This window comes from Streptomyces sp. NC-S4 (assembly GCF_054353315.1).
The window spans coordinates 3,384,132-3,410,761 of sequence record NZ_CM135937.1; the positions used below are offsets into that span (position 1 = coordinate 3,384,132).

The window sequence follows — 26,630 nt, forward strand, 5'->3', positions numbered from 1 at the left end:
GGGCCGCATGTACGGCCTAACGCACGGCGGGGGGGGAGCGAATGAACGACTCGCACAAGCGGAAGGCACTGGCTTCAGCGGTTGCCGAATCGAAGAGCTGGGCCGATCTGATGAGGCGGCTCGGACTGAGGGCCAGCGGCGGACAGCGCCGGGCGCTCCAGGCCAAGGCGAAGCTCTACGGAGTCGACGTCAGCCACTTCGCAAGCCGGAGCTTCCGACACACCTACACCGACGAGGCCATCGCCTCGGCCGCGGCCTCTTCCGCGACCGTCCGCGAGGTCGCACTGAAACTCGGCGCCCGACCGGCGCCCGGCACCTTGTCGCACATCGTTCGCCGCATGGGCGCAGCAGGCATCGACGTCAGCCACTTCAAGGGCATGCAGCGTGAGCGCACCGAATTGCCCTTCACCACGGAGGAGCTCAGGGAAGCCGCTGCCGCCTCCGACAGCATCAGGGGTACGGCGCGCACGCTGGGCATGACCGACGACGGCCGGTCGCGTGCCGCACTCGCGAGGGCGCTGAAGGAGCAGGACATCAGCACGGCTCACTTCCGGAACTCGCGCCTGCTCATCCCCGAAGCCGAACTGCGTGCGGCCGTTCCGGGCGCTACGAGCTATGCGGACCTCATGCGGGCACTCGGCATCGAGGTCAACGACGTGAACCACCGCCGACTACGACGCAAGGTGGCACAACTCGAACTGGACGTCCGCCATTTCACGCGTCGCCCATGGAGCAGGCGTACGGCGGCGACAGCCGAGCCCATCGCGCCGGCCGCACTCACCCTGCACCCGGAGGGGTCCTCGCGACCCAAACGCTCCCGGCTGCATCAGGCCCTCCAGGAGGTCGGGGTCCCCTACTCCTGCGCCGGGTGCGGGAACCCCGGCGAGTGGCAGGGGCGACCGCTCACCCTCCAGATCGACCACATCAACGGCGACTGGCTCGACAGCCGACGCGAGAACCTCCGGTACCTCTGCCCCAACTGCCACGCCTTGACGGACACGTGGTGCCGGAAGCGCCCTCCCAGGGCTGACTCCAGCTCCAGTCGCCCGTAGACTGAGAGCGACCCAACAGGGCGCAATGTCCAAATTGGGCGACATGTCGCGGTTGTGGTGGAATTGGCAGTCACGCTTGGTTTAGGTCCAAGTGGGGTAAAACCCGTGGGGGTTCGAGTCCCCCCAACCGCACGTCCACGTCGAAGGCCCCGTACGCAGTTCTCGCGTACGGGGCCTTCGACGTGTCCGCATCCCGGCGGCGGCCCGCCGGATCGACCCGCGTCAGCCCAGGAGGGCGCGGACGAAGGGGACCAGGGCGCGGAAGGCCTGGCCGCGGTGGGAGATGGCGTTCTTCTCCGCCGGGGTCAGTTCCGCGCACGTGCGGGTGTCGCCCTGCGGCTGGAGGATCGGGTCGTAGCCGAAGCCGCCCGTGCCGGACGGGGCGTGGCGCAGGGTGCCGAGGAGGCGGCCCTCGACGACGCGTTCGGTGCCGTCCGGGAGGGCCAGGGCCGCCGCGCACGCGAAGTGGGCCCCGCGGTTCTCGTCCGCGATGTCGCCGAGCTGGGCGAGCAGCAGGTCGAGGTTGGCCTTGTCGTCGCCGTGGGTGCCGGCCCAGCGGGCCGAGAAGATGCCGGGGGCGCCGTGCAGGACGTCCACGCAGAGGCCCGAGTCGTCGGCGACGGCCGGCAGGCCGGTGGCGCGAGCCAGGGCGTGGGCCTTGAGGAGGGCGTTCTCGGCGAAGGTGACGCCGGTTTCCTTGACGTCCGGGATCTCGGGGTACGCGTCCGCGCCGACCAGCTCGTGCGGCAGGCCGGCGTCGGACAGGATCGCGCGGAGTTCGGAGACTTTGCCCGCGTTGCGGGTGGCCAGGATGAGGCGGCTGGGCGTCGAGGTCATGCCGCCATTATCCGGGTCAGCCCGGGGTGCAGACCTTGGAGAGTTCGCTCGCCGCGTCCGCGACCGGCTTGATGTCCGGGGCGGTGTTGCCGCTCTCGATCGAGGCGCGGACGTTCTTGACGGCCGTGTTCATCGAGTCGATGGCCTTGCCCAGGTCGGCGTTGTCCGTCTGGTCGCCGATCTTCTTCAGGTTCGTCTCGATCTGGTTGAGCGCGTTCTGGGCGTCCTGGGGGCTGTTGCCCGCCTGGGAGACGGCCTGCTGGAGGTCGTTCGCGCCGTCCGTGATGGCCACGGCGGTGTTCGCGCAGTCCATGGCCGTGGAGATCGCGTCACAGGCGGTCAGGGCCGGGACGGTGAGTACGGCGGCCACGGCTACGGCCGCTATGCGGAGCTTCATGCGGTTCTCCCCCTGAGGGCTTGGACGCTACGAGGACGGGCGCACGGCTTCGACACCGTGCGCCCGTATCTTCCTTGACGCCGGGCCGGGCCCGGCGGTTGCCGTCTACAGTTCGAGCGCGCCCCGCTGGATGGCTTCCAGGTCCGCGCAGCCGCCGGCGGCGAGGTCGAGGAGGGCGTTCAGTTCCTTGCGGTCGAAGGGCTCGCCCTCGGCGGTGCCCTGGACCTCGACGAAGCGGCCGTCGCCGGTGCAGACCACGTTCATGTCGGTCTCGGCTCGCACGTCCTCCTCGTAGCAGAGGTCGAGGAGGGGGACGCCGTCGACGATGCCGACGCTGACGGCGGCGACGGTGCCGGTGAGCGGCTTGCGGCCGGCCTTGATGAACTTCTTCTTCTGGCCCCAGGCGACGGCGTCGGCGAGGGCGACGTAGGCGCCGGTGATGGCGGCGGTGCGGGTGCCGCCGTCGGCCTGGAGGACGTCGCAGTCCAGGACGATGGTGTTCTCGCCGAGGGCCTTGTAGTCGATGACGGCGCGCAGGGAGCGGCCGATCAGGCGGGAGATCTCGTGGGTGCGGCCGCCGATCTTGCCGCGGACGGATTCGCGGTCGCCGCGGGTGTTGGTGGAGCGGGGCAGCATCGAGTACTCGGAGGTGACCCAGCCTTCGCCGCTGCCCTTGCGCCAGCGCGGGACGCCTTCGGTGAAGGAGGCGGTGCAGAAGACCTTGGTGTCTCCGAAGGAGACGAGGACGGAGCCCTCGGCGTGCTTGCTCCATCCGCGTTCGATGGTGACCGGGCGGAGCTGTTCGGGCGTACGGCCGTCGATGCGAGACATGGTTCCGAGCCTAGTCCCTGCCGGGGGACGCGAAGACCCCGTCACGGGCTTCCGTGACGGGGTCCGGCGGTACCCGGCTAGCGGGTCCGGATCACATCATGTCTTCGATGTCGGCGGCGATCGGGTCGGCGTCGGTGCCGATGACGACCTGGATCGCGGTGCCCATCTTGACGACGCCGTGGGCGCCGGCGGCCTTGAGTGCGGCCTCGTCGACGAGGTCCGGGTTGATGACCTCGGTGCGCAGGCGGGTGATGCAGCCCTCGACCTCTTCGATGTTCTCGATGCCGCCGAGCCCGGCGACGATCTTCTCAGCCTTGGTGGCCATGTGTTTCTCCCTGAGTGTTTCGAAGAACGAGTCTCGGCGGCCAGTATGTGGGGACCCGCCCGCATGGTCCGCTTCGTCACGGTAACGCACGGTTGGCCCATCTATGCAGGCACATGACCGGTCTCTGCCGAATGATGACGATCAGCAGCAACCTGCCCACAACTGGTCTACACCAGTGTGCCGCAAGTGTTGCGGCAGCCAAAACGGGCCGGTCAGGGAGGACGCCGATGAGCGCGAGCAGCTCCGCAGCAGCGCCACAGCCGAGTTGGCGGAACACCGCGTTCCAAGGGCTGCAGAAGATGGGGCGCAGCCTGCAGCTCCCCATCGCCGTACTGCCCGCGGCGGGCATCCTGTTGCGCCTGGGGCAGCCGGACGTCTTCGGCGCGGACGGTCTGCAGTGGACGGACGTCGCGAAGGTGATGGCGGGCGCGGGCGGGGCGCTGCTCGACCCCGACCTCGGCCTGCCGCTCCTCTTCTGCATCGGTGTCGCCATCGGCATGGCGAAGAAGGCGGACGGTTCGACCGCCCTCGCGGCGACGGCGGGCTTCCTCGTGTACCGGGGGGTGCTGCACGCGTTCCAGAAGGCCTGCCCTGCGGGGACCAAGGACATCGGGGGTGGCTGCCTGGGGCCGAACGACACGTTCGTGGCGTACACGTACCAGAATCCCGGGGTCTTCGGCGGCATCATCATGGGCCTGCTGGCGGCCTATTTCTGGCAGCGGTACCACCGGGTGAAGCTGGTGGACTGGCTGGGCTTCTTCAACGGCCGCCGCCTCGTCCCGATCGTCATGTCCTTCGTCGCGATCGCCTTCGCGGCGCTCTGCCTGTGGGTCTGGCCGCCGGTCGGGGACGCGCTGGAGAGCTTCTCCGACTGGCTGCGCGGGCTGGGGGCCTGGGGTGGCGGCATCTTCGGTGTCGCGAACCGCGCGCTGCTGGTGATCGGTCTGCACCAGTTCCTGAACGTGCCGATCTGGTTCCAGTTCGGGTCGTACACGGCGGCGGACGGGAAGACGTACCACGGTGACATCAACATGTTCCTGCACGGCGATCCGACCGCGGGCCTGTTCCTGACCGGCTTCTTCCCGATCATGATGTTCGCGCTGCCGGCGGCGGCGCTGGCGATCACGCACTGCGCGAAGCCGCAGCGGCGCAAGGAGGTCGGCGGCCTGATGCTGTCGGTGGCCCTGACCTCGTTCGTCACGGGGATCACCGAGCCGCTGGAGTACTCCTTCCTGTTCGTCGCGCCCGCGCTGTACGCGGTGCACGCGCTGCTGACGGGTGTGTCCATGGCGGTGTCGTGGGGGCTTGGCGTGAAGGACGGCTTCAGCTTCTCGGCGGGGCTGATCGACTACGTCATCAACTGGAGTCTGGCGACGAAGCCCTGGCTGATCATTCCGATCGGCCTGTGCTTCGCGGTCGTCTATTACGTGGTGTTCCGTTTCGCGATCACGAAGTTCGACCTGGCGACGCCCGGGCGGGAGTCGGACGAGGAGATCGCGGCGATGCAGTCGGACACGACCAAGGCCTGAACGGGGCCCCTGCAGGGTTACCGCACGGTCCGTCAAGGGCCTCCGGATCACGATCCGGAGGCCCTTCGGCATGCCTCGCCGGATGTGATCCAGGCCACAGGAAATCGAAGGTTCCTTATCTAACCCTCACCGTGTTACAACTGGTCTACACCATGAATTGGTGTAGACCACGACCGCTTCCCCCCGGCGGCGTGTCCCCCTTTCTGAGACGTCGCCGTCCCTCTTGGTTCCACCCCTTGGCGGCGCCTTGCTCCCCCCGGAGGAAGTTATGAGTACGGCTACTGACGCCGCTGCGCCGCCCGCCAAGAAGCGGGGATCCGGCCTGATCCAGGGTCTGCAGAAGGTCGGCCGCAGCCTCCAGCTGCCCATCGCCGTCCTGCCCGCCGCGGGCATCCTGCTGCGGCTGGGTCAGCCCGACGTCTTCGGCGCGGACGGTCTCGGCTGGGGCAAGGTCGCCACGGTGTTCGCCACCGCCGGTGACGCCGTCTTCAGCAACCTTCCGCTGCTGTTCTGCATCGGTGTCGCCATCGGCTTCGCCAAGAAGGCGGACGGCTCCACGGCGCTCGCCGCACTCGTCGGCTTCCTCGTCTACAAGAACGTGCTCACCGCGTTCCCGGTGACCGAGGCCGTCATCAACACCACCGAGAACAAGGGTGTCGACGTCGCCGCGACGTACAACAACCCCGGTGTCCTCGGCGGCATCATCATGGGTCTGCTCGCCGCGGTCCTGTGGCAGCGCTTCCACCGCACCAAGCTGGTGGACTGGCTCGGCTTCTTCAACGGCCGCCGGCTCGTCCCGATCATCATGGCCTTCGTCGGCGTCATCGCCGGCGTGTTCTTCGGCCTGGTGTGGGAGCCGATCGGCGAGGTCATCTCCAACTTCGGTGAGTGGATGACCGGGCTGGGCGCCGCGGGCGCCGGCATCTTCGGTGCCATCAACCGCGCGCTGATCCCGATCGGCATGCACCAGTTCGTCAACACCGTCGCCTGGTTCCAGATCGGTGACTTCACCAACGCCGCCGGCGAGGTCGTCCACGGTGACCTGAACCGCTTCTTCGCCGGTGACCCCGAGGCCGGTCTGTTCATGACGGGCTTCTTCCCGATCATGATGTTCGGCCTCCCGGCCGCCGCCCTGGCCATCGCCCACAGCGCCCGCCCGGAGCGCCGCAAGGCCGTCACCGGCATGATGGTCTCGCTCGCCCTCACCTCGTTCGTCACGGGTGTCACCGAGCCCATCGAGTTCTCGTTCATGTTCATCGCGCCGGTGCTCTACGTGATCCACGCCGTCCTGACCGCCCTGTCCATGGCGATCACCTGGGCGCTCGGGGTCCACGCCGGATTCACCTTCTCCGCGGGTCTGATCGACCTCGGCCTCGGCTGGAGCAAGGCGACCAACCCATGGATGATCATCCCGGTGGGTCTGGTCTTCGGAGCGATCTACTACTTCGGATTCCGCTTCGCGATCACCAAGTTCAACCTCCCGACGCCGGGCCGCGAGTCCGACGAGGAGCTGGCCGAGATGGCCAAGGCGGACGCCAAGTAGGCACCGCAGGAACGAAGAAGCCCCCGCTCTCCCGGAAGGGAGGGCGGGGGCTTCCGCGTACCGGCCGCTCGGGGTCAGACCTCGTAGACCGCGCCCGAGTACGCCAGGTCGACCGGGCCGTCGTAGACCGCGCGGGCGTCGGCGAGGTTCTGGTCGGGGTCGGTCCACGGCGGGATGTGGGTGAGGACGAGCCGGCCGACGCCGCCGCCCGCCGCGTACTCGCCCGCCTCCCGTCCGTTCAGGTGGAGGCCCGGGATGTCCTCCTTGCCGTGCGTGAAGGAGCACTCGCACAGGAAGAGGTCGGTGCCTTCGGCGAGCAGACCCAGCTCGGGGCAGGTGCCGGTGTCCCCGGAGTACGTGAGCGAGCGGCCGCCGTGCTCGATGCGGATGCCGTACGCCTCGACCGGGTGGGAGACCCGCTCGGTGCGGATCTGGAACGGGCCGATCTCGAAGGTCCCGGACTTCAGGGTGCGGAAGTCGAAGACCTCGCTCATCGAGCGCTCGGAGGGGACGTCGTCGTAGGCGGTGGTCAGGCGGCGTTCGGTGCCCTCGGGCCCGTAGACGGGGATGGTGCCGCAGCGGCCGCCCTCGTGCCGGTAGTAGCGGGCGACGAAGTACGCGCACATGTCGATGCAGTGGTCGGCGTGCAGGTGGCTCAGGAAGATCGCGTCGAGGTCGTAGAGGCCGATGTGACGCTGCAGCTCGCCGAGGGCGCCGTTGCCCATGTCGAGGAGCAGCCGGAAGCCGTCGGCCTCGACGAGGTAGCTCGAACAGGCCGAATCCGCGGACGGGAACGACCCCGAACAGCCGACGACGGTGAGCTTCATGGAGCGTGAACCTCCGAGGACGGTCCGTGGACGGAATGCGGGCCGTGCGTGCGTCGAGCGTAAGGCGCGAAACGTCCGGTCGCTCCTCCGCGGCAGGCCGTTGTGGGGGGAATCACCTGCGCTGTCACCCGGGGGAGCGACGGTGGGCACGGGCGTTGCCATGCCGGGGCGTGCCCGCGCGGCTACGGTCGAAGCATGGACACGTCCTGGTGGCCCGCGGTGGCCGCGGTGGTGGCCGTGGCGCTGCTGGTCCTGGTCGCCGGGGGCCGTACCGGGCTGCCCCGCCGGGCCCCGCCGGCGCACGGGACCGGTCCGCCGCCGCACCCGAAGGCGGGCGAGCTGTGGTCCCTGGCGGACGGCCGTACGTGCCTGGTCCTCGCGGTGGGGTCGGTACGGGGCCACCGCGCGCGGGTCGCGTGGATCACCGGGAAGTACGACGACCGGCGGGCCGGGGTGATCCCGTTGCCCCCGGGGACGGTGGGGGCGCAGGGCCGGGCGGGCTTCCTGGAGGCGGACCGGCCGGAGGAGGTGTCGCTGTGGGAGTTCCGGACCCGGATGGGGATGCTGGACCCCGCGGTGTGGGACGAGATCAAGGGTCTGGGAGGCGCGCGGTGACGCGGAAAGCGGTGATCCGCCTGCGGCGGGTGTACGACCCGCCGGAGCCGGGGGCGGACGGGGTGCGGGTCCTGGTGGACCGGCTCTGGCCGCGGGGCCTGGCGAAGGCGGTGGCCGGGGTGGACGAGTGGCCGAAGGCGGTGACGCCGTCGGCGGAGCTGCGGAAGTGGTTCCACGACGGCGGTTCGGCGCAGGAGTTCCGGCGGCGGTACGAGGCGGAGCTGGCGGAGCCGGGGGCGGTGGCGGAGCTGGACCGTCTGCGGGGCCTGGTGGCGGCGGGTCCGGTCACGCTGCTGACCTCGGTCAAGGACCCGGCGGCCAGCCATGCGGCGGTGCTCGCGGAGCTGCTGTCCGGCTAGCCCCTGCGGCGCCGCTGCACGGGGCTCCGCCCCGGACCCCGCGCCTCAAACGCCGGCGAGGCTGGTTTTTCAGCCCCGCCGGCGTTTGAGGCGCGGGGTCCGGGGCGGCGACCCCGCAGGGGCTACGCCCAGAGTTGGCCCTGGAGGACCTCGATGGCTTCCTCGGTGGTCGCGGCCGTGTAGACGCCCGTCGACAGGTACTTCCAGCCGCCGTCGGCCACGACGAAGACGATGTCCGCCGGTTCGCCCGCGGCCACCGCCTTGCGGCCGACGCCGATCGCCGCGTGCAGGGCGGCTCCCGTGGAGACGCCGGCGAAGATCCCCTCCTGCTGGAGGAGCTCCCGGGTGCGGGTGACCGCGTCGGCCGAGCCGACCGAGAAGCGGGTGGTGAGCACGGAGGCGTCGTACAGCTCGGGGACGAAGCCCTCGTCGAGGTTGCGCAGGCCGTAGACGAGGTCGTCGTAGCGCGGCTCGGCCGCGACGATCTTCACGCCGGGCACGTTCTCGCGCAGGTAGCGGCCGACGCCCATGAGGGTGCCGGTGGTGCCCAGGCCGGCCACGAAGTGGGTGATGGAGGGGAGGTCGGCGAGGATCTCCGGGCCCGTGGTGGCGTAGTGGGCGCCCGCGTTGTCCGGGTTGCCGTACTGGTAGAGCATCACCCAGTCGGGGTGCTCGGCGGCCAGTTCCTTGGCCACCCGGACCGCGGTGTTCGATCCGCCCGCCGCCGGCGACGAGATGATCTCGGCTCCCCACATGGCCAGCAGGTCGCGCCGCTCCTGGCTGGTGTTCTCCGGCATCACGCAGACGATGCGGTAGCCCTTGAGCTTGGCCGCCATCGCCAGGGAGATGCCGGTGTTGCCGGAGGTGGGCTCCAGGATGGTGCAGCCGGGACGGAGCCTGCCGTCCTTCTCGGCCTGCTCGACCATGTGGAGCGCGGGGCGGTCCTTGATCGAGCCGGTCGGGTTGCGGTCCTCCAGCTTCGCCCAGATGCGGACGTCCTCCGAGGGCGACAGCCGGGGCAGCCGGACGAGCGGCGTGTTGCCGACCGCGGCCAGCGGGGAGTCGTAGCGCATTACTTCGATCCGCCGGCCACGGCCGGGAGGATGGTGACGTTGTCGCCGTCCTTGAGGGCGGTGGAGATGCCGTCGAGGAAGCGGACGTCCTCGTCGTTGAGGTAGACGTTGACGAAGCGGCGCAGCTGGCCGCCGTCGACAATGCGCTCCTCGATGCCCTTGTGACGGGTCTCCAGGTCCGCGAAGAGGTCGGCGAGGGTGGCGCCCTCCCCGGACACGGCCTTCTCGCCGTCGGTGTAGGTGCGGAGGATGGTGGGGATGCGGACCTCGATGGCCATGCTGGGCTCCAGTCGTCAGGGCGTGGCAGATGTGCGTGAGAAAGGGGCGCGCGGTCGTGCAGCCCCCGCGCGAGGGCTCTGGTGCTCAGGCAGCAGGACAGATGGCGCTGGCGAGGCGGCACAGGTCGACGTGCAGCCGCGCCACGAGCAGCAGCCTGCCGGGCGTCTCGATGCTCACGTCGTGGGAAACCATGCGGTCATGTTAACGATTCCCGGTCCCCCGTTTGGAGTGTGATCCCGCATCATGGACGCCCACCACTCACATACTGGTCAGTAGGCGTCGACGACCTGCACTTCTTCCTCGGTGATCACTCCGTCGACGATCCGGTACGAGCGGAACTGGAACTCCCCGAGGCCGTCCTTGTCGGCGGTGGAGACCAGCACGTAGTGCGCGCCGGGCTCGTTCGCGTACGTGACGTCGGTGCGCGAGGGGTAGGCCTCGGTCGCGGTGTGCGAGTGGTAGACGATCACCGGCTCCTCGTCGCGGTCGTCGAGATCGCGGTAGAGCTTCAGCAGATCCTTCGAGTCGAACTCGTAGAACGTGGGCGAGCGGGCCGCGTTGAGCATCGGGACGAACCGCTCGGGGCGGTCGGTGCCCGCCGGGCCGGCCACGACGCCGCACGCCTCGTCGGGGTGGTCCTGGCGGGCGTGCTCGACGATCCGGTCGTACAGGTCCTGGGTGAGGGTCAGCATGAGCGACAGGATAAGCAGACGGGCCCTCCCGTACCGAGGAGTGGTACGAGAGGGCCCGAATGGTGGACAGGATGTCCACGGGAGCAGGGCTCCCGGCCGTAGCAGGCGGCCGGGAACCGCCGCTACGAGGCCTTGCTGAAGGCCGCGCCGCGCGGGTCGCGGTTCTTCATGACCAGGTAGGACACGCCCAGGATGACGCCCCACAGCGGGGCGCAGTACAGCGAGACGCGCGCGTCCTTGTCGGCGCCCATCATGACGATGACCATGCCGATGAAGAGCAGCGCGAACCAGCTCGTGTACGGGGCGCCGGGGGCGCGGAACGCGGACTGCGGCAGCTCGCCGCGGTCGGCCTTGGCCCGGTAGCGGATCTGGCAGACCAGGATCATGATCCAGGCCCACATGCCGGAGATGGTGGCGAAGGAGACGACGTAGTCGAAGGCCTTGCCCGGGGCGACGTAGTTGATCCAGACGCCCACCAGCATCAGTGCGGCGGAGAAGGTGGTGCCGATGAGCGGGGTGCCGCTCTTGGTGAGCTTGGTGAAGACCTTCGGGCCCTGGCCGTTGATCGCGAGGTCGCGCAGCATGCGGCCGGTGGAGTACATGCCCGAGTTGCAGGAGGACAGGGCGGCGGTCAGCACGACGAAGTTGACGATCGCGGCGCCGATGCCCAGGCCCATGCGCTCGAAGGCGGCGACGAAGGGCGAGACGCCCGGCTGGAAGTGCGTCCACGGGACGACGGACAGGATCATGATGAGCGCGCCGACGTAGAAGACGGCGATGCGCCACGGCACGGTGTTGATGGCCTTGGGCAGGGTCTTCTCGGGGTCCTTGGACTCGCCGGCGGTGACACCGACGAGCTCGACCGCGAGGAAGGCGAACATCACGATCTGCAGGGTCATCAGCGTGCCGCCGATGCCCTTGGGGAAGAAGCCGCCGTCGTTCCACAGGTTGGAGACGGTGGCGGTGTCGGCCGCGTCGGAGAAGCCGATGGTGAGGATGCCGGCGCAGATCAGGATCATGCCGACGATGGCGGTGACCTTGACCATGGAGAACCAGAACTCCAGCTCGCCGAAGAGCTTCACGGAGATCAGGTTGGCGGCGTAGAGGATGACCGTGAAGATCAGCGCGTAGGCCCACTGCGGGAAGCTGTCGTGGGTCCAGTACGACATGTACTGCGCGGCCGCGGTGACCTCGGTGATGCCGGTGACCACCCAGAACAGCCAGTACGTCCAGCCGGTGACGTATCCCCAGAACGGGCCCAGGAACTCGCGGGCGTAGTCCGAGAAGGAACCGGAGACGGGCCGGTACATGAGCAGCTCGCCCAGGGCCCGCATGATGAAGAAGATGACCAGGCCGGCGATGGCGTACGCCAGGATCAGGCTCGGGCCCGCCTTGGAGATCGCCTTGCCCGCGCCCAGGAACAGGCCGGTGCCGATGGCTCCGCCGATCGCGATCATCTGGATCTGACGGGCGCCGAGCGTGCGGTGGTAACCCTCGCCGCCCTCGCCCGCGCCGCCCTCGCCGGGCGTCTTGTCGTGCTGCTCGACCTGCACTGAGGTCATGTCTGGTGCGCCTTTCTCCACGCCGACCCGCGCCTTCATTGGCTGCGGATCGGGTCCTCGATCCCCCCGGATACGGATGGAGTTGCACGCCGGCGGTCAGCCGGTCAAAGCGAGCCGGGGGACATGGGTGGCGTCCCGTCGGCGATCGTGAAGATTTATCACGTGCTTACGGCTGCCCGAGGGGGAGAAATGTGGCGGAGGGCATCAAAAAATCACCCCAAAGTCCCGGAAATGGATCAGATCACCGCATGGCGGTGATCTGATCGTTATCCGGATTTGAGCGTCCGCTGAGCGAACGACGTTCCCTCTTGAGGTTTCTCAGAGGGTTTCGATCAAGGTTTCCTGGAGACCGCCGAGCCAGAGGTAGGCCATCACCATCGGCTTGCGCGGGTCCTCGTCCGGCAGCCGGAACAGCGCCGCGCTCTCGTCGTCCTCGGTGATGTCGAGGCGGGCCGCGATGGTCAGACGCAGGTCGTTGAGCGCGCCGAGCCAGCGCAGCGGCAGCTCGCCGGTCAGCTCCAGCACCGCCGCGCCGTCACCGGCGGGGGTGAGCCCGTCCAGGCTGCGGACGACCGCCAGCGCGTCCTCCCGCTTGCGGGCGCGCAGGTCGTTCTCGGTGAAGCGGCGGAACTCCGCCGAGCGGGCCGCGAGCTCCTCGGGCGCCACGCCCTTGTCACCGGCCCCGTCGGGGGCCCCGTACGCGTCGGGGAAGAGCCGGGCCAGCGCCGGGTCGGACGGGGGCTCGGAGGGGCCCTCGGCGAACAGCGCGGCGAGCGGATCGGCGTCCTCGTCCGGCTCCGGCGCGCCGGGGCCGATCAGCTCCAGCAGCTGGACGGCCAGGGAGCGCAGGATCGAGATCTCGATCTCGTCGAGCGCGATGGCGGCGCCGCCGCCCTTCAGGGACTCGAAGGTGCCGCCCATCAGTTGCGGTCCTGCGAGAGGGTCGCCCACAGGCCGTAGCCGTGCATGGCCTGCACGTCGCGCTCCATTTCCTCGCGGGTGCCGCTCGACACGACCGCCCGCCCCTTGTGATGGACGTCGAGCATCAGCTTGTGCGCCACGTCCTTCGAGTAGCCGAAGTACGCCTGGAACACGTACGCCACGTAGCTCATGAGGTTGACCGGGTCGTTGTGCACCAGGGTCACCCAGGGGACGTCGGGTTCGGGGACCGCGAAGGTCTCTTCGGCGGATTCGGTGCGTTCGATCTCAACAGGAGCAACACTCACTCGTCCCATGCTGCCATCTCGACCGCACCGCCGCCCAAACAGGGGCCGAACGGCCCGGGCCGGCATTCGCCGCCTACATCTCGTCACTTTGACGAAATGTGCGCTAGCATCCCAGCCATGAACCCTGCGGACCTGGGCCTGCCGGTGGACGTGCCGTCGACAGCGCTCTTCACGGACCATTACGAGCTCACGATGCTGCAGGCCGCCCTGGCCAACGGCACCGCCGACCGACGCTCGGTCTTCGAGGTGTTCACCCGGCGGCTGCCCGAGGGGCGCCGCTACGGGGTGATCGCCGGAACCGGGCGGGTGCTGGACGCGGTGGAGAACTTCCGCTTCGACGGCGCGGTGCTGGAGTTCCTGCGCGAGCGGGCCGTCGTCGACATGCGGACGCTGGACTGGCTGGCCTCCTACCGCTTCTCCGGCGACATCTGGGGCTACCAGGAGGGGGAGGTGTACTTCCCCGGCTCCCCCGTCCTGCGGGTGGAGGGCAGCTTCGCCGAGTGCGTGCTGCTGGAGACCGTGATCCTGTCGATCCTGAACCACGACTCGGCGATCGCCGCGGCCGCCTCGCGGATGTCCTCGGCGGCGGGCGGACGCCCGCTGATCGAGATGGGCGCCCGGCGCACGCACGAGCTGGCGGCCGTCGCCGCGTCGCGGGCCGCGTACGTCGGCGGCTTCACCTCGACCTCGGACCTGGCCGCCGGATTCCGGTACGGCATCCCGACGGTCGGCACGAGCGCGCACGCCTTCACCCTGGTCCACGACAGCGAGCGGGACGCCTTCACGGCGCAGGTGGACTCGCTGGGGCGGGGCACCACCCTGCTGGTGGACACGTACGACGTGGCCGAGGCCGTCCGTACCGCCGTCGAGGTGGCGGGCACCGACCTGGGCGCGGTCCGGATCGACTCCGGGGACCTGCTGCTGGTGGCGCACCGGGTGCGGCAGCAGCTCGACGAGCTGGGCGCGACCTCGACGAAGATCGTGGTCACCTCGGACCTCGACGAGTACGCCATCGCCTCGCTGGCGGCGGCCCCGGTGGACGCGTACGGCGTGGGCACCCAGCTGGTGACCGGCAGCGGGCACCCGACGTGCTCGATGGTCTACAAGCTGGTGGCCCGGGCCACCTCGGCGGACCCGAAGGCGGCGCTGGCCCCGGTGGCCAAGAAGTCCACCGGGGGCAAGACCTCCATCGGCGGCCGCAAGTGGGCGGCGCGGCGGCGGGACGCCGAGGGCGTGGCGGAGGCTGAGGTGATCGGCGTGGGCCCGGTGCCGGCGGCTCTGGCCGAGCACCAGCTCCTGACCCAGCTGGTCAAGGCCGGCGAGGTGGTCGCCCGCGAGCCGCTGGAGGCCGCGCGGGACCGGCACCGCGCCGCCCGCGCGGGGCTGCCGCTCTCGGCGACGCAGCTCTCGCGCGGCGACGCCGTGATCCCCACGGAGTACGTCTAGCCCTGCGGGCACGCCCGGCGGGAGGGACGGGGGCTCCGCCCCCGACCCCCACAGCGCTCCGCGCCCGCGCCCCTCGCCCCCCCGGCTACCGCTGGGAGGCGCGCCCAGACCGTGCGGGATCGGCCGGAGCCGTCAGCCCGGCGCGGCTGGAACTGCCCGCAGGGCAATCTCGGCCCCGCCGGCGTTTGAGGCGCGGGGGTCCGGGGGCAGAGCCCCCACGCGGCGCAGCCGCCATGCAGCACAGTGGGAAGGGGCGGGGTGGGGGAAGAGCCCCCCGCAGGAGCCGCCGCAGCACACCATCGAGCCGAAGGGCACGCGAAATGCACCGCGCACTGATCGTCGTCGACGTACAGAACGACTTCTGCGAGGGGGGCAGCCTCGCGGTCACCGGCGGAGCCGACGTCGCCGCCGCCGTCACCGAGTACATCGGCCAGGCCACGCCCGCGTACCGGCACGTCGTCGCCACCCGCGACCACCACGTCGACCCGGGGTCGCACTTCGCGCACCCGCCGGCCGAGCCGGACTACGAGACCTCCTGGCCCGTCCACTGCGTCGCCGGGACCGAGGGCGTGGGCTTCCACCCGAACTTCGCCCCCGCCGTGGCCTCGGGAGCCGTCTCCGCCGTCTTCGACAAGGGCGCGTACGAGGCCGCGTACAGCGGCTTCGAGGGCGCCGACGAGAACGGCACGGCGCTCGGCCAGTGGCTGCGGGACCGCGACGTCACCGAGGTGGACGTGGTGGGGATCGCCACCGACCACTGCGTGAAGGCCACGGCCCTCGACGCCGCGCGCGCCGGCTTCGCGGCCCGCGTCCTGCTGGACCTGACCGCCGCCGTGGCACCGCACACGACCGCACGGGCCCTGGACGAGCTCCGTGCGGCCGGCGTGACCCTCGTGGGCGGCCGGGCGAGCTAGGAACGGCCTAGGTGCCCAGCAGGGCCCGGATGGGGTGCCAGAGCTCCTGTTCCCGGTCCGGGGCGGCGCGCCACAGCAGGCCGTCCGGATGGTGCAGGACGGCCGTGACCTCGTCCGGGGTCGGCGGGTGCGCGTTGCCCCGCAGGTACACCGCCCGCATCCCGAGGTTCCGCAGCCTGGTCAGGGCGCGGGCCCGGTTCGCGGCGTGCACCAGCACGCGGACATTTCCACCTTCTCCGGACGGCCTCGGCAGCATGAGCGCCACCACCACACTGCCGCCCGGCAATCTCACGAAACCTCCGCCTGGCATGGCTGTCATCTCCCCCGTCAATAAGAAACTCGTACCGGGCATCTAAACGCGATCGGCCGCCGCCCGCTAGAGGGCGACGGCCGATCATGCTTTGACCTGCGGTTTTACCGAGTTACTTCGAGGAGGGGCCGACCTCGATGGTCATGACCTCACCGTCGTAGGTCTCCTTCAGGATCTTGATCTTGGTGTTGGTGTCAGTGACCTTCACCGATCCGGTCGGGTTCTCGTCGTAGTAGTACTTGCCCTTGTGGTCGTCGAAGACCAGGTTCGCGGGCTTCGGCTTGAGGAAGAGCTCCTCGCCGTTCTTGTGCAGGGTGATCGCATCCGTCGAGTACGCGCTGAAGGTGGCGTCGTACGGCTGGATCTTGTTGCGGAGCAGGGTGCCGTCCGCCCACTTCATGGGCTTGGCGTTGGCGTCGATCGGCAGGATCAGGCCCTGGCCCGGGTGGACGCTGGTGTTGTTGTCCTTCTGGCTGGTGTCCCACTGCCAGATGAGCAGACCGTCCTGGTACGGGTAGTGCTCGACCCAGTCCGGCTTGGTGTTGCCGAAGCCGAAGTTGTACGGGCCCACCTTGAGGGTGGAGTCGTACGAGACGTAGCGGCGGTTCTCGGCGATGTAGCGCTGCGCGTACTCCTTGGAGAAGTCGGCGCCGATGCGCGAGAAGCCCTTGCCGGTCCAGCCGTTGTCGCCGTTCTCGGCGCCGTCGGTGAACAGCGCGGAGCCGTCCGCGGTCAGGGTGATGGCGTCGGCCGTGAAGCCCTTGCCGCCCGCGCCGCCGTCCGTCTGGTAGCGGAAGCGCAGGTCGACCTTCTTGCCCGCGTAGGCGTCGAGCGGGAAGTTCAGGTTCTTCCAGGCACCCGAGACACCGGTGAGCGACGGGCTGCCGGAGGCGTCGGCCGGGAGGGCCGTGCCGTCGGCGGTGCCGGCCAGAGCGGTCCAGGTGGCGCCGCCGTCCGTGGACACCTCGGTGTAGAGGTAGTCGTAGTCGGCCTCGATGTCCCACCAGCCCTTGAGGGACAGGGCGGCGGACTTCTTGCCGGTCAGGTCGACCGAGCGGGTCAGGGTGTTCTTGAGGTCGTCACCCATGTTGCTCCACCACTGGGTGGAGCCCTCGGCCGGCTTGACGACCTCGGTCTTGACCTGCTTCTTCGGCAGCTCGACGACCAGCGCCTGCTTGTCCTTGGTGTTGAACGCCGACACGCCCAGCTTGTGGGTGGACTTCGTCGCGGCCTTGGCCGTGTCGTAGTTCAGCCAGCCCAGCTGGAGCTTGTCCCAGGCGGTCATGTCGCCCGGGGTGTCGCCGATGGAGTCCTTGCCCTTGCCGAGCCAGGAACCGGCCGACATCAGGGACCAGAAGCCGACGCTGTTGTCGCCGCCACCGGTGGTGTCGTAGAGGTCCGGCAGACCGAGGTCGTGACCGTACTCGTGCGCGAAGACACCGAGGCCGCCGTTCTCGGGCTGCATCGTGTAGTCGCCGACCCAGATGCCGGTGTTGCCGATCTGGGTGCCGCCGGCCTTGTTGTTGTCCGGGCCGGTCTTGCCCGCCGCGGTGCCGTAGGCGTACCAGCGGTGCGCCCACAGCGCGGTCGTGCCCTGCACGCCGCCACCGGCCGACTCGTCCTCGCCCGCGTGGACGATCTGGAAGTGGTCGATGTAGCCGTCGGGCTCGTTGAAGTTGCCGTCGTTGTCGAAGTCGTAGCGGTCCCACTGGTCGTACTGGGACAGCTGCGCCTTGATCTGGGCGTCGGTCTTGCCGGCCTTCTTCTGGGCCTCCGACCATGCGGTGACGCCGTCCTTGACGGTGTCCCACACGTTGGAGCAGTTGGTCTGGCCGCAGTAGTTGGAGCCGTAACGGCCCTCGTTGTACGGGACCTTGACCCAGTCGGCGACCTCACCCTCGACCGAGTAGCGGCCCGAGGAGGTCTTCTCGTAGTAGGTCTTCAGCGAGTCCTTGCCCTGACCCGTGGCGAAGTACAGGTCCTGGAAGTACTGACGGCTGAAGTCCTTGCGCCAGGCGGTGCTGTTGTCCTTGGCACGGTCCGGCTGGGCGATCTGGTTGTGCAGCGGACCGGGGGTACCGCCGTACTTGGGGACCTCGGGCTTGGGGCCCGGGCCGTCCGGGTCGAACATGGTGGTGTTGTCGACCTGGTCGCCGAACTCGACGAGGATCGTGAAGATCTTGTCGGTCTTCTCGCGGCCGAGCTCGACGTACTTCTTGTCGTCCAGCTTGACGACCTTGGAGGCGCCGCGCTGCTCGACGCCCTTCTTGCCGGTCAGGACCTGGTCCAGGGCGGCCGCGCGCTGCTTGGCCTGCTGGTCGCTGAAGGGGCCCTTGAGGTCGTGCTCGACGACCTTGGACGGCGCGGTCGGGTCCTGCCGGTCGGCCGCCGGGGCGGCCGGAGCCTTGCCCTCGGCCTGAGCCGCGGTGACGGTGAAGAAGGTGGCGCTTGTCGCACAAGCGGCCATGGTCACGGTGACGGCGGCAGCGCGTATCGCACGCCGTCTGGCGGAATTGCTGGTCACTTGATGTGTTCCCCTCCCGCGGCCGCAACGTTGGTCGGAACTTCTCCATAGGAGCGGGGGGTTCCGCGCGGCGCGCGTCTCAAGTGACGACATTTGACCGGAGGGAAGCAAGAAAAGACAGACCTTGACTTGACCCTTACAACTGCACTATGCGGGCAGGGAGTTCCGCTATCCGGACGTTCCACAGCCATACGGGGCGAAGGGCCCTTCCCGACCCCGCGAGTGGTCCGTCCCGTCCCCCTTTCTCCCCCTGCCGTCGCCCGGAAAATGATCCCGTGCGCCCCCCGTGCTCCGGCACCGTGTGTTAGGTCACGCTTACCGGCGGTCCGACTCGGGCATCTCCCGTCATAGAGTCACTTGACGCGCGAACTGGTTGAGCCGACTCCCCCTCCCCTCACCGAGGACGGATATCGCCATGCCGCGTCCGACTGCCGCACAGCTCGCGTACGGGTCCGCCACGGTCGTCGTGTCGACGATCGCCATGCTGCTGCTCTCGCAGACGAGCACCGGGCTCGGAGTCGCGGTCATCTCCGCCGCCGCGCTCGCCCTGGGTCTCCTCGTCGCGCTCACCGTGCCCATCCCCCGGCGCCGTGGCCGCCACGCGGCGCGTACGGGATCCGCCGAGACCGCCGGGGCCACCGCGGCCCGGGAGGGGGCAACAGGGGCCTCCCCGGCGCCCGAGTCCCGGCCGGCTGCGGCCGAACACCCCGTACACCACTGACGGTTGACGCCCGACACGGCGCGGGCGGCCGTCCCCGGAGGGACGGCCGCCCGCGTCGCGATGCGTCGTGTCTCAGAACTGGGCCTAGCCGGTGGCCTGGACCACCACGGTCTTGGCGACCTTGTCGTGCAGGCCCTGCTTGTACGGCTTGTCGGCCAGGATCGAGACGACCAGCGCGATCGGCCACAGGCAGGCGCAGCAGATCAGGGTCGGCAGCCAGAGCACGGCGGCGCGCGTCAGGGAGGCGTTGGAGTTCGGCACGCTCCCGTCGTTGAGCATCGCGACGCGCAGGCGCATCGCCTTCTTGCCGACCGTCTGGCCGTTCTTCTTGGTGAACCACCAGTCGTAGCCGACGTACGCGACGATCGAGATCAGGGTCATGATCAGGCCGCTGCCGCTGTAGGACTTGCCGACGACCTCGCTGATGTCCTCGCCCTGGTCCGCGTCGAACCGGTAGCGGCTCGTACCGAAGGCCAGCTGGATGAGGGCCAGCGGGATCGCGATGATCACGACGTCGATGATGCGCGCGAGGAGCCGCTTGCCGAAGTCGGCGAGCGGGGGCATCCCGGCGAGGGGGTCGGGCATGCCGTAGCCGCCGCTCCCGCCGTACGGGTCCCCGCCGCCGCCTCCGTACGGGGGCGGCGGGGGCGGGTATCCCCCGCCGCCGCCCGGGCCGCCGGGCGGGCCTCCGGGCGGAGGCCCGGGCGGGGGCGGCGGACCACCGCTGCCGGGGGGCGGCGAGTCGTACGGCGAACCGCCCGACGGAGGCGTCGGTTCCTGGGGCTTCTTGAGGAACGGGTCGTCCTCGGGCGGCTGGCCCGGCGGCTGGTCGGTACTCATGGCCCGAGTCGAACCCGGCTCCGACACCCCCGCAACGGGACCGCGTCCATTCGGGGGCAGGGGCGGGGCCGGGCCCGGTCCCCGGCGCGCTCCCGGACCGTCCCGGCGTGCTCAGCGGGCCACGTACGTCCTGACCGCCTTGTCGTGCCAGGCCTGTCGGCGCGGGCGGTCCACGAGGCACCAAAGGCTGCCCGGGAGGCCGAGGAAGACGTACATCAGCCAGCGGCCCAGGGCCGCGCCGAAGGCGGGCGGGCGCAGGGTGGCGGTGGCCAGGACCCGCACGCCCAGCAGCTTCTTGCCCGGGGTGCGGCCCCAACGGGCGGTGGGCAGCACCTCGTAGAGGATCCCGAAGAGGAGGACCGCGCCGAGGACCAGGCCCAGGAGGCCGGTGATGGTCCCGTCGAGGAGCCAGACGGTGGTGGTGCGCCCGCTCGCCCGGGCGGCGTCCACCTTGGCCTCGACGTGGGCGGTGGCCTCGGGGAGGAGGGGCCGCGCCACGGCCACCGCGACGGCGGCGTACACGAGGGTGTCCAGCGCGCGGGCCACGGCCCGGCGCGGCAGCCCGGCGGGGCGCACGGCCCGCTCGGCCATCCGTTCGAACACCTCGCGGGGCGTACGGGCCGCCGCGGGGCGGGGGGCGGAGCCGACCGGGCGGTCCGCCTCGGGCCCGCGCGGCTCCCGGCCCTGCGGCTGGGGCTGGGGCTGCGGCTGGACCTCGGCCCGGGGCTCCGCCGGGGCCGGTGCGTCGGGCCGGGCCGTGATCTTCGGGCGCACTCCGGCGGGGCGCGGCGCCCACACCTCGGGCCGGTCGGCGTCCGTGGCCGCGGGGCGCGGCCGGGAAGGCGCGGGTACGGGTGCGGGGGCGGGGGTCGGCGCGGGCGCCGGGGTCGGCGCGGGCGGATCGACGACCGCCTCGGGCCAGGAGGAGGTGAGCCCGGACCCGCCGGCGCCGCCCGCCCCGGGGGCGTCGGGCCACGCCGGGGCCGGAACGGCCGCGGCCGGAGCGGGAGCCGGGGCGGCCGGGGCCGCCTGGGAGCGTGCCGAGAGGATCCCTTCGGAGGCCTGCTCGGGCGGTCTCGCGGGCGCCGTACGGGCCAGGGAGATGCCCGCCGGCCGCGGGGACGGTTCCGGTTCCGGCTCGGGTTCCGGTTCGGGTTCTGGTTTGGGCTGTGCGGCGGGGTCCGGATCCGGCGTGCTGCCCCACGACACCCGGTGGTCGCGGGGCCCGCCGAAGCCGGCCTGGTGCACGGGATCGGCCTGCCACACCACGGGCTCGGGAGCGAGGGCGTGCACGGGGGCCGGCGCGGGGGCGGGGGCCGGCTCCGGCAGCGCCTCGGTCATGGAGGTCTCGTCGAGGAACACCGGCCCCGTCTCGTCCGCGCGCGGACGGTGCCCGCCGCGGGCGGCGGGTGGCACGGGGGCGACGGGAGCGGCGGTGACGGGGGCGGGCGCGCCGACGGGGGCGGCCTGCGCGGCGGGTGCCGGCTGCGGGGCAGGGCGGCTCGTACCGGGAACCCAGGCCGCTCCGTTCCAGTAGCGGATGTACCCCGGGATGGACGGATCCGGGTAGTAGCCCTCGCGGGCCGCGTGCTCGCCGTCACCAGGGGAGGCCGTCATGTCCCCAACTCCGATCGTGGCTTGAGGCTTGTGCAAGGGAGGACCATAGCCAAGAACCTCCCCCCGACAGGTCCGGTAACGGGAGAATCCAAGCAAACGAGCGAACGTCACCCTGCACGACGGTTTTCGGTCAGCCGAAAGAAATCGGCCAATCTCCGGTTCGCCGCCCGAAGTCGCGTCATACCCGGGCACACTGCCGCTCTCTCCGGGCGTGGGGCACCGTCCGGCCCCGCGCACCGAACCGAAGTGAGGCCGTCATGCACCACCCCGTCATCGAGCGTGAGCTGGAACTGAAGCTGGTCCTGTCCCCCGAGCGCAGCATCCCCGTCCCCGCCCGGCTCCTCTACCTCACGCACGACCCGTACGCCGTCCACATCACCTTCCACATCGGCTCGAACACCCCTGTCAACTGGACGTTCGCCCGCGAGCTGCTCGTCGAAGGGGTGTTCCGCCCCTGTGGCCACGGCGACGTCCGGATCTGGCCCACGAAGGTCGACAACAAGGCCGTGCTCTGCATGGCGCTCACCTCCCCCGACGGCGACGCCGTCCTGGAGGCCCCGGCGGGCTCCGTGTCGGCCTGGCTGGAGCGCACGCTGCGCGTCGTTCCACCCGGCACCGAGACCGAGCGCCTCGGCCTCGACGACGCGCTGGCCGAGCTGCTCACCCCGACCCCGGCCGACGACCCGTGGCTGCGCGACCCGTGGCCGTCGGACGAGTCGGCGGACGGGGACCTGTGATGGCGGGCGACCGCACGCCCGCCGGACCCGTCGGCCGAGGCCGCACCCGGCGGGCGGCGTCAGAAGAGCTTGCCGGGATTGAGCAGCCCGAGCGGGTCGAAGGCCTGCTTGACGGCCCGCTGCATCTCCAGCCCCACCGGGCCGAGTTCGCGGGCCAGCCACTCCTTCTTGAGCACACCGACCCCGTGTTCACCGGTGATGGTCCCGCCCAGGGAGAGCCCGAGCGCCATGATCTCGCCGAAGGATTCGCGGGCCCGCCGCGTCTCGTCCTCGTCCGCGGGGTCGAAGCAGACGATCGGGTGGGTGTTGCCGTCCCCGGCGTGCGCGCAGACCCCGATGAGCAGGTCCTGGGCGCGGGCGATGGCGGCCGTACCGTCCAGCATCTCGCCGAGCCGCGAGCGCGGTACGCACACGTCGTCGATCATCGTCGCCGGCCGCAGCGCCTCCAGTGCGGGGAAGGACATCCGGCGGGCCTGGAGCAGCAGTTCGGACTCCGCCTGATCCTCGGCGGGGACGACGGCGGTGGCCCCCGCGGCCGTGCACAGCTCCCCCACGGCCGCGAGGTCCTCGGGGGCGTGCGGGGTGTCGAAGGCGGCCAGCAGCAGGGCCTCCGTGGCCTCGGGCAGCCCCATCTTCCCGAGGGCGTTGACGGCCCGGACGGTCGTCCGGTCCATCAGCTCCAGCAGCGAGGGCGTCAGGCCCGCCTCCATGACGGCGCAGACGGCCTCGCAGGCGGCGGCGACGGAGGGGAACTCGGCGGCCAGCGCCAGCTGCCGCGGCGGCGCCGGCCGCAGGGCGAGCACGGCCTGGACGACCACGCCCAGGCTGCCCTCGGAGCCCACGAAGAGCCGGGTGAGGTCGTAGCCCGCCACGCCCTTGGCGGTACGCCGGCCCGTGCGCAGCAGCCGCCCGTCGGCCAGGACCACGTCGAGGCCGAGCACGTACTCGGCGGTGACCCCGTACTTGACGCAGCACAGGCCGCCCGAGGCGGTACCGATGTTCCCGCCGATGGTGCACTGCTCCCAGCTGGAGGGATCGGGCGGGTAGTACAGGCCCTGTTCGGCGACGGCCCGTGAGAGCACGGCGTTGACCACGCCCGGCTCGACCACGGCGATCCGGTCGACGGCGCTGATCTCCAGGATCCGGTCCATCTTGACGAGCGAGAGCACGATGCAGCCGTCGGAGGCGTTGGCGCCGCCCGACAGGCCCGTCCGGGCCCCCTGGGGGACCACGGGGATCCGTAGGGCCGTGGCGGTGCGCAGGACGTGCTGGACCTGTTCCACGGTCCGGGGCAGGACGACGGCGGCCGGGGTGCCGGCGGCGCAGAAGCTGGCCATGTCGGTGGCGTAGGAGGTGGTCACCTGGGGATCGGTGAGCAGGGCCTCGGCGGGGAGCCCTTCGAGCAGGCGGGCCCGCAGACGTGCGAAGAGATCGTCATCCATGGGACCAGCGTGGCAGCCGGGGCCATCGGTGTGAACACGGCCGCGCTCCCCTTCGGACACCTCGGCGAGCTCTTCATATTGACGCACAGTGACCCCATGGACCGTATCGACGAGGAATCGCAGACGCCGGCGCCGCCCGTGACCTTCACCGGCCGCAAGACGCTCGTGGCGGCCGCGGTCGCCGTGGTTCTGATCGCCGGGGCCCTGCTGATCCGGCCCGCCCGGACCGCTGACGACGCCCGTCCGCCGGAACCGGGCGAGCGGGCCGCGTCGGCGGTGGGCATGGGCGCGCCCGCGGCGATGGTGGACCTGACGGCGCTGGTGGCGGACCGGGAGAAGTGGCTCGCGGCGCATCCGGACGATGACGCCTCGTGGACCGTGCTCGGCTCCGCGTACCTCGAACAGGCGCGGCGGACGGCCGATTCCGGCTGGTTCCCGAAGGCGGAGAAGGCCCTGAAGCGCTCGCTGGAGGTCCGCCCGGCCGAGAAGGGCAACTTCGACGCGATGACGGGCATGGGCGCGCTGGCCAATGCCCGGCGGGACTTCGGGACGGCCCGCAAGTGGGGCGAGCTCGTACGGGCGCAGGCGCCCAAGCGGTGGACGGCGTACCCGGTGCTGGTGGACGCGTACGCCGGGCTCGGCGACTACAAGGCCGCGCAGAAGGCGATGGAGCTGCTGCTGGACATGCGGCCGGGCCTGGTCGCGTACGTCAGGGCCTCGCAGGTCTACCGGGACCGCGGCTGGCGCGAGGACGCGGTGGTGGCGATGGAACACGCGGCGGGCGCGGCCAAGGCCCCGGCGGAGAAGGCGTACGCGCTGTTCCGCCTCGGGGAGCTGTCCTGGGAGCGGGGGGACGCGGCCGAGGCGCTGCGGCATTACGAGGGCGCGCTGCGGACGGATCCGGCGCTGGCGGAGGCCCTCGGCGGCCGGGCCCGCGCGCTGGCCGCCCTGGGGCGCAGCGGGGAGGCGGTACGGGACTACCGGCTGGCGCTGGGCCGGTCGGCGGTGCCGCAGCTGGCGCGGGAGCTCGGCGAGCTGCTGGACGCGCTGGGGCGGGGACCGGAGGCGCGCGTCCAGTACGAGGCGCTGACCACGATGGTGGCCCGGGACAGCAGGAACGGGGTCGACGACGTCGTGCTCCTCGGCCTGTACGAGGCGGACCACGGCGATGCGACGGCGGCGGTGCGACGCCTGTCGCAGGAGTGGTCGCGGCACAAGAGCGTGCAGGTCGCGGACGCGCTGGGGTGGGCGCTGCACCAGACCGGCGAGGACGCGGCGGCGCTGGAGTACGCGAAGAAGGCCACGGAACCGGGGCTGCGCAGCGCCGACTTCGCCTTCCACCGGGCGATGATCGAACGCGGCCTCGGTGACGAGGAGGCGGCCCGCCGCCACTTCCAGGAGGCGATGCGGACGAACCCGCACTTCTCGCCGCTGCGCGGGCCGGTGGCGAAGGAGGCCCTGGCGTCGATCGCGCAGCCGCCGCCGGGGGGCCCGGAGAACATCCGGCCCACGGCTCCGTGGGTGGAACCGGAACTCCCGAAGGCGGCGAAGCCCTCGCCGACGCCGGCCCCGAAGCCGACGGGGCGCTGACGGCGCTGAACGGAGGGGGCGCGGCCTGCGCGAACACGAGGGCGCCGCACCCGGGAACGGGTGCGGCGCCGGGCCCCCCTCGGGCCGTGCTGCGAACCTGCGGGCCGAGCCGGAGGCTAGAGGTTGCCGCGCTTGTCCTGCTCGCGCTCGATCGCCTCGAACAGGGCCTTGAAGTTGCCCTTGCCGAAGCCCATCGAGCCGTGCCGCTCGATGATCTCGAAGAAGACCGTCGGGCGGTCCTGCACCGGCTTGGTGAAGATCTGCAGCAGGTAGCCGTCCTCGTCGCGGTCGGCCAGGATCTTCAGCTCGCGCAGCTCGTCGATCGGCACGCGGGTGTCGCCGACCCACTCGCCGAGGGTGTCGTAGTACGTGTCCGGGACGGACAGGAACTGGACGCCCGCCGCGCGCATCGAGCGGACCGTCGAGACGATGTCGTTCGAGGCCAGCGCGATGTGCTGGACACCGGGGCCGTTGTAGAACTCCAGGTACTCGTCGATCTGCGACTTCTTCTTCGCGATCGCCGGCTCGTTGATCGGGAACTTGACCTTCTTGGTGCCGTCCGCGACCACCTTGGACATCAGCGCCGAGTACTCGGTCGCGATGTCGTCGCCCACGAACTCCTTCATGTTCGTGAAGCCCATGACCTTGTTGTAGAACGCGACCCACTCGTTCATCCGGCCGAGCTCGACGTTGCCGACGCAGTGGTCGATGGCCTGGAAGGTGCGCTTGGCCGGGGGCTCGACCATCGGGTCGACGGCCACGTAGCCCGGCAGGTAGGGGCCGGTGTAGCCGCCGCGCTCGACCAGCGTGTGACGGGTCTGGCCGTAGGTGGCGATCGCGGCCAGCACGACCGTGCCGTTCTCGTCCTTGACCTCGTACGGCTCGTCCAGCCCGCGGGCGCCCTGCTCGACGGCGTACGCGTACGCCGCGCGGACGTCCGGGACCTCGATCGCGAGGTCGATCACGCCGTCGCCGTGCTCGGTGACGTGCTCGGCGAGGAAGCGGCCGTGGTCGGTCGTCGCCTTGATGACCGAGGTCAGCACGAAGCGCGCGGAGCCGTTGGTCAGGACGTAGCTGGCCGTCTCGCGGGAGCCGGTCTCCGGTCCGGAGTAGGCCACGAGCTTCATGCCGAAGGCGGTCGAGTAGTAGTGCGCGGCCTGCTTGGCGTTGCCGACGGCGAAGACGACCGCGTCCATGCCCTTCACCGGGAAGGGGTCGGCCTCACGCGCGGTGTGCGGGGTGGTTTCGAGGTTCGCCAGGGACTCAGTCATGAGCGCAGAGTCCCGCCGATCCACAAGCTGCGCAATAGTTTCCTATTTGCCTGTACAACCTGACCAGTCTC

Annotated in this window: 28 protein-coding genes and 1 tRNA gene; 11 read left to right on the plus strand and 18 right to left on the minus strand. The window is 70.7% G+C overall.

Going from position 1 to position 26,630, the window contains the following annotated elements:
* Positions 1–41: 41 nt before the first annotated feature.
* Positions 42–1,052 carry an HNH endonuclease signature motif containing protein gene (locus tag ACXNSR_RS14830; RefSeq protein WP_458642500.1) on the plus strand — a complete coding sequence of 337 codons (1,011 nt, stop codon included), beginning with the start codon at positions 42–44 and terminating at the stop codon, positions 1,050–1,052.
* 48 nt (positions 1,053–1,100) lie between these two features.
* Positions 1,101–1,184, plus strand: a tRNA-Leu gene (locus ACXNSR_RS14835).
* A gap of 90 nt (positions 1,185–1,274) precedes the next feature.
* Here ACXNSR_RS14835 and rdgB read toward each other — a convergent pair.
* From rdgB to ACXNSR_RS14855, 4 genes are all read right to left on the minus strand, one after another.
* Positions 1,275–1,889: an RdgB/HAM1 family non-canonical purine NTP pyrophosphatase gene (gene rdgB / locus ACXNSR_RS14840; protein WP_327385215.1), complete on the minus strand. Its 615-nt coding sequence runs from the start codon at positions 1,887–1,889 to the stop codon at positions 1,275–1,277.
* Between the two features lie 16 nt (positions 1,890–1,905).
* Positions 1,906–2,286: a hypothetical protein gene (locus ACXNSR_RS14845; protein WP_458642501.1), complete on the minus strand. Its 381-nt coding sequence runs from the start codon at positions 2,284–2,286 to the stop codon at positions 1,906–1,908.
* 105 nt (positions 2,287–2,391) lie between these two features.
* The gene (gene rph / locus ACXNSR_RS14850) at positions 2,392–3,117 is read right to left on the minus strand and encodes a ribonuclease PH (RefSeq protein WP_030009028.1); all 726 of its coding nucleotides are present in this window, start codon (positions 3,115–3,117) and stop codon (positions 2,392–2,394) included.
* A 91-nt stretch (positions 3,118–3,208) separates the two neighbouring features.
* The gene (locus ACXNSR_RS14855) at positions 3,209–3,532 is read right to left on the minus strand and encodes a glucose PTS transporter subunit EIIB (protein ID WP_458642502.1); all 324 of its coding nucleotides are present in this window, start codon (positions 3,530–3,532) and stop codon (positions 3,209–3,211) included.
* Positions 3,533–3,669: 137 nt separating this feature from the next.
* Here ACXNSR_RS14855 and ACXNSR_RS14860 point away from each other — a divergent pair, with 137 nt between their 5' ends.
* Positions 3,670–4,971, plus strand: coding sequence for a PTS transporter subunit EIIC (locus ACXNSR_RS14860; RefSeq protein ID WP_458642503.1), 1,302 nt, complete (start codon positions 3,670–3,672; stop codon positions 4,969–4,971).
* 268 nt (positions 4,972–5,239) lie between these two features.
* Positions 5,240–6,514 carry a PTS transporter subunit EIIC gene (locus ACXNSR_RS14865; protein WP_458642504.1) on the plus strand — a complete coding sequence of 425 codons (1,275 nt, stop codon included), beginning with the start codon at positions 5,240–5,242 and terminating at the stop codon, positions 6,512–6,514.
* Between the two features lie 74 nt (positions 6,515–6,588).
* Here the strand turns inward: ACXNSR_RS14865 and ACXNSR_RS14870 are convergent, their stop codons facing one another.
* Complete coding sequence (locus tag ACXNSR_RS14870) at positions 6,589–7,341, minus strand: MBL fold metallo-hydrolase (RefSeq protein ID WP_458642505.1); 753 nt, start codon at positions 7,339–7,341, stop codon at positions 6,589–6,591.
* A 195-nt stretch (positions 7,342–7,536) separates the two neighbouring features.
* Between ACXNSR_RS14870 and ACXNSR_RS14875 the strand changes: the two genes are divergently transcribed.
* Together ACXNSR_RS14875 and ACXNSR_RS14880 are read left to right on the plus strand one after the other, a co-directional pair.
* The gene (locus ACXNSR_RS14875; protein WP_458642506.1) at positions 7,537–7,956 is read left to right on the plus strand and encodes a hypothetical protein; all 420 of its coding nucleotides are present in this window, start codon (positions 7,537–7,539) and stop codon (positions 7,954–7,956) included.
* Complete coding sequence (locus tag ACXNSR_RS14880; RefSeq protein ID WP_458642507.1) at positions 7,953–8,315, plus strand: DUF488 domain-containing protein; 363 nt, start codon at positions 7,953–7,955, stop codon at positions 8,313–8,315. The genes ACXNSR_RS14875 and ACXNSR_RS14880 overlap by 4 nt, the downstream gene beginning before the upstream one ends.
* Positions 8,316–8,437: 122 nt before the next feature.
* Here ACXNSR_RS14880 and ACXNSR_RS14885 read toward each other — a convergent pair whose 3' ends face one another.
* The 7 genes from ACXNSR_RS14885 to clpS form a co-directional block, all read right to left on the minus strand.
* Positions 8,438–9,388 (minus strand): PLP-dependent cysteine synthase family protein, encoded by a 951-nt coding sequence (locus ACXNSR_RS14885; protein WP_458642508.1) that lies wholly within the window; start codon positions 9,386–9,388, stop codon positions 8,438–8,440.
* Positions 9,388–9,666 carry a MoaD/ThiS family protein gene (locus tag ACXNSR_RS14890; protein ID WP_365081016.1) on the minus strand — a complete coding sequence of 93 codons (279 nt, stop codon included), beginning with the start codon at positions 9,664–9,666 and terminating at the stop codon, positions 9,388–9,390. Before ACXNSR_RS14890 ends, ACXNSR_RS14885 begins: the two co-directional genes overlap by 1 nt.
* Positions 9,667–9,751: 85 nt before the next feature.
* Positions 9,752–9,859: a putative leader peptide gene (locus ACXNSR_RS14895; protein ID WP_311736929.1), complete on the minus strand. Its 108-nt coding sequence runs from the start codon at positions 9,857–9,859 to the stop codon at positions 9,752–9,754.
* Between the two features lie 77 nt (positions 9,860–9,936).
* Positions 9,937–10,359, minus strand: coding sequence for a M67 family metallopeptidase (locus ACXNSR_RS14900; protein WP_458642509.1), 423 nt, complete (start codon positions 10,357–10,359; stop codon positions 9,937–9,939).
* Between the two features lie 122 nt (positions 10,360–10,481).
* Positions 10,482–11,921, minus strand: coding sequence for an amino acid permease (locus ACXNSR_RS14905; RefSeq protein WP_458642510.1), 1,440 nt, complete (start codon positions 11,919–11,921; stop codon positions 10,482–10,484).
* Positions 11,922–12,239: 318 nt separating this feature from the next.
* A complete protein-coding gene (locus ACXNSR_RS14910; protein WP_458642511.1) occupies positions 12,240–12,842 on the minus strand; it encodes a DUF2017 domain-containing protein in 603 nt (200 codons plus the stop codon).
* Complete coding sequence (gene clpS, locus ACXNSR_RS14915) at positions 12,842–13,156, minus strand: ATP-dependent Clp protease adapter ClpS (RefSeq protein ID WP_030010601.1); 315 nt, start codon at positions 13,154–13,156, stop codon at positions 12,842–12,844. Before clpS ends, ACXNSR_RS14910 begins: the two co-directional genes overlap by 1 nt.
* Before the next feature lie 108 nt (positions 13,157–13,264).
* Here clpS and ACXNSR_RS14920 point away from each other — a divergent pair, with 108 nt between their 5' ends.
* On the plus strand, positions 13,265–14,593 hold the full coding sequence (locus ACXNSR_RS14920) for a nicotinate phosphoribosyltransferase (RefSeq protein ID WP_458642512.1): 1,329 nt from the start codon (positions 13,265–13,267) through the stop codon (positions 14,591–14,593).
* A 320-nt stretch (positions 14,594–14,913) separates the two neighbouring features.
* A complete protein-coding gene (locus ACXNSR_RS14925; protein ID WP_458642513.1) occupies positions 14,914–15,507 on the plus strand; it encodes an isochorismatase family protein in 594 nt (197 codons plus the stop codon).
* A 7-nt stretch (positions 15,508–15,514) separates the two neighbouring features.
* Here ACXNSR_RS14925 and ACXNSR_RS14930 read toward each other — a convergent pair whose 3' ends face one another.
* Together ACXNSR_RS14930 and ACXNSR_RS14935 are read right to left on the minus strand one after the other, a co-directional pair.
* On the minus strand, positions 15,515–15,817 hold the full coding sequence (locus ACXNSR_RS14930; RefSeq protein ID WP_458642514.1) for a hypothetical protein: 303 nt from the start codon (positions 15,815–15,817) through the stop codon (positions 15,515–15,517).
* A gap of 112 nt (positions 15,818–15,929) precedes the next feature.
* Complete coding sequence (locus ACXNSR_RS14935) at positions 15,930–18,284, minus strand: immune inhibitor A domain-containing protein (RefSeq protein ID WP_458643310.1); 2,355 nt, start codon at positions 18,282–18,284, stop codon at positions 15,930–15,932.
* A gap of 472 nt (positions 18,285–18,756) precedes the next feature.
* On the opposite strand from ACXNSR_RS14935, the gene ACXNSR_RS14940 reads away from it, so the two are divergent.
* Positions 18,757–19,062, plus strand: a complete 306-nt coding sequence (locus ACXNSR_RS14940) for a hypothetical protein (protein WP_458642515.1) — start codon at positions 18,757–18,759, stop codon at positions 19,060–19,062.
* An 84-nt stretch (positions 19,063–19,146) separates the two neighbouring features.
* Here ACXNSR_RS14940 and ACXNSR_RS14945 read toward each other — a convergent pair whose 3' ends face one another.
* The gene (locus ACXNSR_RS14945; RefSeq protein ID WP_458642516.1) at positions 19,147–19,902 is read right to left on the minus strand and encodes an RDD family protein; all 756 of its coding nucleotides are present in this window, start codon (positions 19,900–19,902) and stop codon (positions 19,147–19,149) included.
* A 111-nt stretch (positions 19,903–20,013) separates the two neighbouring features.
* On the minus strand, positions 20,014–21,519 hold the full coding sequence (locus ACXNSR_RS14950; protein ID WP_458642517.1) for an RDD family protein: 1,506 nt from the start codon (positions 21,517–21,519) through the stop codon (positions 20,014–20,016).
* 257 nt (positions 21,520–21,776) lie between these two features.
* Between ACXNSR_RS14950 and ACXNSR_RS14955 the strand changes: the two genes are divergently transcribed.
* Positions 21,777–22,256, plus strand: a complete 480-nt coding sequence (locus ACXNSR_RS14955) for an SsgA family sporulation/cell division regulator (RefSeq protein WP_458642518.1) — start codon at positions 21,777–21,779, stop codon at positions 22,254–22,256.
* 59 nt (positions 22,257–22,315) lie between these two features.
* Here the strand turns inward: ACXNSR_RS14955 and ACXNSR_RS14960 are convergent, their stop codons facing one another.
* The gene (locus ACXNSR_RS14960; protein ID WP_189737410.1) at positions 22,316–23,698 is read right to left on the minus strand and encodes an FAD-binding oxidoreductase; all 1,383 of its coding nucleotides are present in this window, start codon (positions 23,696–23,698) and stop codon (positions 22,316–22,318) included.
* A 96-nt stretch (positions 23,699–23,794) separates the two neighbouring features.
* Between ACXNSR_RS14960 and ACXNSR_RS14965 the strand changes: the two genes are divergently transcribed.
* Complete coding sequence (locus tag ACXNSR_RS14965; RefSeq protein ID WP_458642519.1) at positions 23,795–25,288, plus strand: tetratricopeptide repeat protein; 1,494 nt, start codon at positions 23,795–23,797, stop codon at positions 25,286–25,288.
* 116 nt (positions 25,289–25,404) lie between these two features.
* Here ACXNSR_RS14965 and hppD read toward each other — a convergent pair whose 3' ends face one another.
* Positions 25,405–26,559 (minus strand): 4-hydroxyphenylpyruvate dioxygenase, encoded by a 1,155-nt coding sequence (gene hppD, locus ACXNSR_RS14970; RefSeq protein WP_458642520.1) that lies wholly within the window; start codon positions 26,557–26,559, stop codon positions 25,405–25,407.
* Positions 26,560–26,630 lie beyond the last annotated feature (71 nt).

Excerpts from the sequence above, each read along its gene's own strand:
- ACXNSR_RS14830 (WP_458642500.1), top strand. The coding sequence starts at position 42 with ATGAACGACTCGCACAAGCGGAAGGCACTGGCTTCAGCGGTTGCCGAA.
- rdgB (WP_327385215.1), bottom strand. The coding sequence starts at position 1,889 with ATGACCTCGACGCCCAGCCGCCTCATCCTGGCCACCCGCAACGCGGGC.
- ACXNSR_RS14845 (WP_458642501.1), bottom strand. The coding sequence starts at position 2,286 with ATGAAGCTCCGCATAGCGGCCGTAGCCGTGGCCGCCGTACTCACCGTC.
- rph (WP_030009028.1), bottom strand. The coding sequence starts at position 3,117 with ATGTCTCGCATCGACGGCCGTACGCCCGAACAGCTCCGCCCGGTCACC.
- ACXNSR_RS14860 (WP_458642503.1), top strand. The coding sequence starts at position 3,670 with ATGAGCGCGAGCAGCTCCGCAGCAGCGCCACAGCCGAGTTGGCGGAAC.
- ACXNSR_RS14865 (WP_458642504.1), top strand. The coding sequence starts at position 5,240 with ATGAGTACGGCTACTGACGCCGCTGCGCCGCCCGCCAAGAAGCGGGGA.
- ACXNSR_RS14870 (WP_458642505.1), bottom strand. The coding sequence starts at position 7,341 with ATGAAGCTCACCGTCGTCGGCTGTTCGGGGTCGTTCCCGTCCGCGGAT.
- ACXNSR_RS14875 (WP_458642506.1), top strand. The coding sequence starts at position 7,537 with ATGGACACGTCCTGGTGGCCCGCGGTGGCCGCGGTGGTGGCCGTGGCG.
- ACXNSR_RS14885 (WP_458642508.1), bottom strand. The coding sequence starts at position 9,388 with ATGCGCTACGACTCCCCGCTGGCCGCGGTCGGCAACACGCCGCTCGTC.
- ACXNSR_RS14890 (WP_365081016.1), bottom strand. The coding sequence starts at position 9,666 with ATGGCCATCGAGGTCCGCATCCCCACCATCCTCCGCACCTACACCGAC.
- ACXNSR_RS14895 (WP_311736929.1), bottom strand. The coding sequence starts at position 9,859 with ATGGTTTCCCACGACGTGAGCATCGAGACGCCCGGCAGGCTGCTGCTC.
- ACXNSR_RS14900 (WP_458642509.1), bottom strand. The coding sequence starts at position 10,359 with ATGCTGACCCTCACCCAGGACCTGTACGACCGGATCGTCGAGCACGCC.
- ACXNSR_RS14905 (WP_458642510.1), bottom strand. The coding sequence starts at position 11,921 with ATGACCTCAGTGCAGGTCGAGCAGCACGACAAGACGCCCGGCGAGGGC.
- ACXNSR_RS14910 (WP_458642511.1), bottom strand. The coding sequence starts at position 12,842 with ATGGGCGGCACCTTCGAGTCCCTGAAGGGCGGCGGCGCCGCCATCGCG.
- clpS (WP_030010601.1), bottom strand. The coding sequence starts at position 13,156 with ATGGGACGAGTGAGTGTTGCTCCTGTTGAGATCGAACGCACCGAATCC.
- ACXNSR_RS14920 (WP_458642512.1), top strand. The coding sequence starts at position 13,265 with ATGAACCCTGCGGACCTGGGCCTGCCGGTGGACGTGCCGTCGACAGCG.
- ACXNSR_RS14925 (WP_458642513.1), top strand. The coding sequence starts at position 14,914 with ATGCACCGCGCACTGATCGTCGTCGACGTACAGAACGACTTCTGCGAG.
- ACXNSR_RS14930 (WP_458642514.1), bottom strand. The coding sequence starts at position 15,817 with ATGCCAGGCGGAGGTTTCGTGAGATTGCCGGGCGGCAGTGTGGTGGTG.
- ACXNSR_RS14935 (WP_458643310.1), bottom strand. The coding sequence starts at position 18,284 with ATGGCCGCTTGTGCGACAAGCGCCACCTTCTTCACCGTCACCGCGGCT.
- ACXNSR_RS14940 (WP_458642515.1), top strand. The coding sequence starts at position 18,757 with ATGCCGCGTCCGACTGCCGCACAGCTCGCGTACGGGTCCGCCACGGTC.
- ACXNSR_RS14945 (WP_458642516.1), bottom strand. The coding sequence starts at position 19,902 with ATGAGTACCGACCAGCCGCCGGGCCAGCCGCCCGAGGACGACCCGTTC.
- ACXNSR_RS14950 (WP_458642517.1), bottom strand. The coding sequence starts at position 21,519 with ATGACGGCCTCCCCTGGTGACGGCGAGCACGCGGCCCGCGAGGGCTAC.
- ACXNSR_RS14955 (WP_458642518.1), top strand. The coding sequence starts at position 21,777 with ATGCACCACCCCGTCATCGAGCGTGAGCTGGAACTGAAGCTGGTCCTG.
- ACXNSR_RS14960 (WP_189737410.1), bottom strand. The coding sequence starts at position 23,698 with ATGGATGACGATCTCTTCGCACGTCTGCGGGCCCGCCTGCTCGAAGGG.
- ACXNSR_RS14965 (WP_458642519.1), top strand. The coding sequence starts at position 23,795 with ATGGACCGTATCGACGAGGAATCGCAGACGCCGGCGCCGCCCGTGACC.
- hppD (WP_458642520.1), bottom strand. The coding sequence starts at position 26,559 with ATGACTGAGTCCCTGGCGAACCTCGAAACCACCCCGCACACCGCGCGT.